We start from the raw sequence: 4,029 nt of genomic DNA on the forward strand, positions 1-4,029 counted from the left end.
TATCATTTCCATCACCACCCATCAGATAGTCATTGCCAACGTTGCCATGAAGATGATCATCGCCGGCTCCACCATCCAGCATTTCGGCATCGGAAGAGCCAAGAATGATCTGATCACCAGCCTGGCCATTCAGAACCGTGGCATAACCCCGTTCGTCCGGCACGTTCTGGTAGTCCGGTGAACCATTGGTATCAGGGTTACTGCCACCAAAAGCACCGAATATCTGATCTGCGGTAATCTGACCGCCATTGGCAAACCGAATGGTATGCACTACGTTATCACCACCCAGGAACCAGTCTTTCAGCGTAACCGTATCAGTCCCACCCTGAATATTGAGAATCAGGTCAGTACCATAACGGCTGAGGCCTGAAGCTACCTGGTTAAAGCTGATACCTTCAAACAACAGCGTATCATTACCACCGCCAGCATTGTCGATAACGTCCTGACCATCTCCAGCTGTAAATACATAGGTATCGTTACCACGTCCACCTTTCAAAGTATCATTTCCAGCCTGTCCATTCAGGGTATCGTGACCATTTCCGCCCTCCAGAAGATCATCACCGCCATCCCCGGATAGCTGATCATCGCCGTTAAATCCACGGATGTGATCAACGTTGGTTGTACCCGCTAACGATGGGTCATCACCGGCTGTGCCATCAACCTTATTAAGATTGTTTTCAGAAGGGGTTGGAATGGCCAGACCAAAGGCAGCAAAAATCCGGGCTGCCGTGATCTGTCCACCAGTTTCAAAAGTGAAGCTGTCAATCAGATGTTCACCGCCCAGGAAGAATTTCTTGAGGGTGATCTGATCCGGGCCACCATTCACCTTGAGAATCAGGTCATCGCCCATTTTGGACAGGCCAGAGGCTACCTGGTTAAAGGTGATACCATTTACAAAGTGCACTTTGTCGGTACCGCCCCCCGTGTTATCCACCACATCCTGTCCACTGGAGAAGTGATAGATATCATCTCCCTGACCGCCAATCAGATGATCGTTGCCAGCTCCGCCAATCAATGTGTCATTACCGGCACCGCCCAGCAGCACTTCATTGGCAGCGGTCCCTGTGATGACATCATCGCCGCCCAATCCTGGCTCGGCAGGCTCACCGGTTTCTCCACCCTGGTTACCCCCACCGGAACTGCCACCAGAGTTATCTCCCGATTCATCACCATTACCGTTGCCAGTCTCACCTCCGCTGCCATCACCACCGCCCGGGAGAGCCGTCAGTAACGACGCAAAGCTTGAGGCCGGGATAGCATAGCCACCGTCAGAAGGTTGCACATAGCTGATGGCTTTCTCACCACCAAGGAAGTGATCTTTCACGCGCAGCTGTTGCTCCAGATCATTATCCAGAAGCATGACCAGATCATTGCCATCCTTATGGAAGCTGATCCGGTCACGGCTGATACCGCCATTGAAAAGCACCCAGTCAGTACCGCCACCCGTGGCATCAATGGTATCTACACCGTCTCCGGCCTGATAATAGTAGTGGTCATCACCGACACCACCATTCAGGGTGTCGTTGCCATCTTCGCCGTTTAGTACGTCATTTCCAGCACCGCCGGCAAGGGCATCATCACCAGACCCCTGACCAGAACCATTACCCCCAATCAGCTGATCGTTTCCATCACCACCTTCCAACCGGTCATTGCCGGACATTCCGAACAGGGTGTCATTACCACCTTCCCCCAGAACCTTATCATTGTTTGCACTACCAATCAGACGCTCACCGTCGTTAGTACCTTTCACCACTGAAGCAAAGTCCGGATCACTGCCCCCGGCAACCAGCTGATTGATCTTGTTGGTGGTGATCATAAAGCCACCATCTGGCTGTACACCATCCAGTGCCCAGTCACCGCCAAGGAAGTGGTTCTTTATGCGGATGGACTGACCTGTCTGATCTTTCATGGCAATTAGCAGGTCATCCCCATCACGGCTGAAGTCCAAAGACTCCGGGGTTGCACCACCCTGAAGCAACAACAGTCCTTGTCCGCCACGGTTATCAATAACATCCGCGCCATCACCCACAGCCCAGACGTAAGTGTCCCGACCCGCGCCGCCTATCAAGGTGTCGTTGCCGCCCTCTCCACGAAGCTGGTCATTACCATCACCACCGAATAAACGATCATCGCCGCTTTCACCGTCCAGGTAATCATCACCGGCATCGCCATGAATCACATCATTACCGGCACGTCCCCAGACTTTATCGTCTCCGGCACCGGCATGGATTTCATCATGATGATCACGGTAGCCAATCATGGTCTGATCGTTACCGTCAGTTCCATAAGTTACTACCTGCTCTTCAAGGTCGGCATCGGATAAGATGGTGCCATCGGCAAACTCAAAACTATTGATTTTGAAGTGCTCGGTAGGCTCCCGGAACCAATTTTCAATGGTGATCTGGTCACTGCCGTTACTGTGGCTGATGACCATATGATACCCCCGGCGGGCATAAGAAAGATCACTGACTGCAATACCTTCACCAAAACGAAGCACATCAAAAGAGGCGTCGTAATTGCTATAGGCTTCGCCCAGGCGCCGTTCAATCACCCGGTCAGCACCGTCCCCCAGATTGAAAAGGTACTCATCATCGGTAAAACCACCATATATAGTGTCATCACCTGCACCACCTTCCAGTGTACTAAGCACACCGCGCTCCCAGGGCTGACTGTCAACGATGAGGGTATCGTTCCCGGTGTCACCTCTCAGGGTGCTGCCACTTTGCCCGGTAATGACATCATGACCTTCACCACCTGCTAAAAGACCACTGCCTTTCAGGGTGTCGTCACCTTCATTACCAAACAGGTGCCCACGACCAGACAGTTTGTCATTCCCCTCTCCACCATACAGGGTGTTATTGCCGGTGAGATCGGTCAGCTCATCATCGCCTGAGCCACCATGCAGGGTGTCATCACCCCAGTCACCGTTCAGCGTGTCGTTGCCGCTGTCCCCAAAGAGCTGGTCATTGCCACCACCGCCACTGAGGTCATCATTCTGGTCACCACCGAAAAGTTGATCGCTACCGTCCTCGCCTAACAGGGTATCGACACCTTCACCACCTTCCAGGCGGTCATCGTCGTCCCCGCCTTCCAGACGGTCATCGCCCTGACCACCCAACAGAACATCCCGGCCGGTCTCACCGTAAAGCGTATCGGATCCGTCACCACCATCAATCTGATCATGGCCTCCCTGACCATGAACCACATCATCACCACCCAGCGCGGTGATCGCATCATTTTCAGCGTGGGCAAGAATCTGATCATTGGCTTCAGTGCCTTTGACCGACTGAACCAGAATGTCGTCTGTATTCCAGCGGGTTCCGTTGGCAAATGTGATGACATTAATGGCACGAAGGCTGACAGCACCGGTCTGGTCGGTAAAGTGGTTGAGGATACGAACACTGTCATTACTGTCAGCGTGACGGGTAATGAGCAGATCATCGCCCTGTCGGCGAAGTAACACATCATCGTCGCTCAGGTCTTCAAAGATCAGGGTATCGATGCCGGCACTGTCTTCAATAACGTCACTGCCATCGCCGGCTGCAAAATGATAGGTGTCATCGCCAACGCCCCCTTCCAGTCGGTCGTTGCCAGTACCGCCACGCAAGCTGTCATCACCTGCATTGCCCACCAGTGTATCGTTGCCAGCATCACCGGAAAGCACATCGTCTGTCGTATAACCGCGGAGCAGGTTATCGCCAAGATCTCCAAGCAGCGCTTTATCCAGCAGGAGTTCTTTGTTCCAGACGGTGCCATCAGCAAACGCCACCGTATCCAGAGCGTATCTGGAATGGCCTTCATCCTGGAAGAACCGGGAAACAGTGACCTGATCATTCCCCCCATAACTGAGCAACAGATCATCACCAACCCTTGATACTGCGACACTGTCCGGTGAAACACTCTCTGCAAACCGAATAGTGTCCATGCCTTCACTATCGTAGTTATGAATCACATCCTGCCCGTCTCCAGCAGAAAAATGATAAGTGTCAGCACCTTCACCGCCCGTCAGGGTGTCATTGCCCAGCCCAC

At 53.0% G+C, this 4,029-nt stretch carries 1 protein-coding gene; it reads right to left on the reverse strand.

Features of this window, described 5'->3' with window-relative positions; genetic code table 11:
• Positions 1 to 4,029, reverse strand: a 4,029-nt coding sequence (locus J7438_RS24655) for a calcium-binding protein (protein WP_286196910.1), incomplete at both ends; no start/stop codon positions are given.

Origin of the sequence: Thalassotalea sp. G20_0 (genome assembly GCF_017744175.1) — a bacterium.
Taxonomy (GTDB): domain Bacteria; phylum Pseudomonadota; class Gammaproteobacteria; order Pseudomonadales; family Endozoicomonadaceae; genus Endozoicomonas.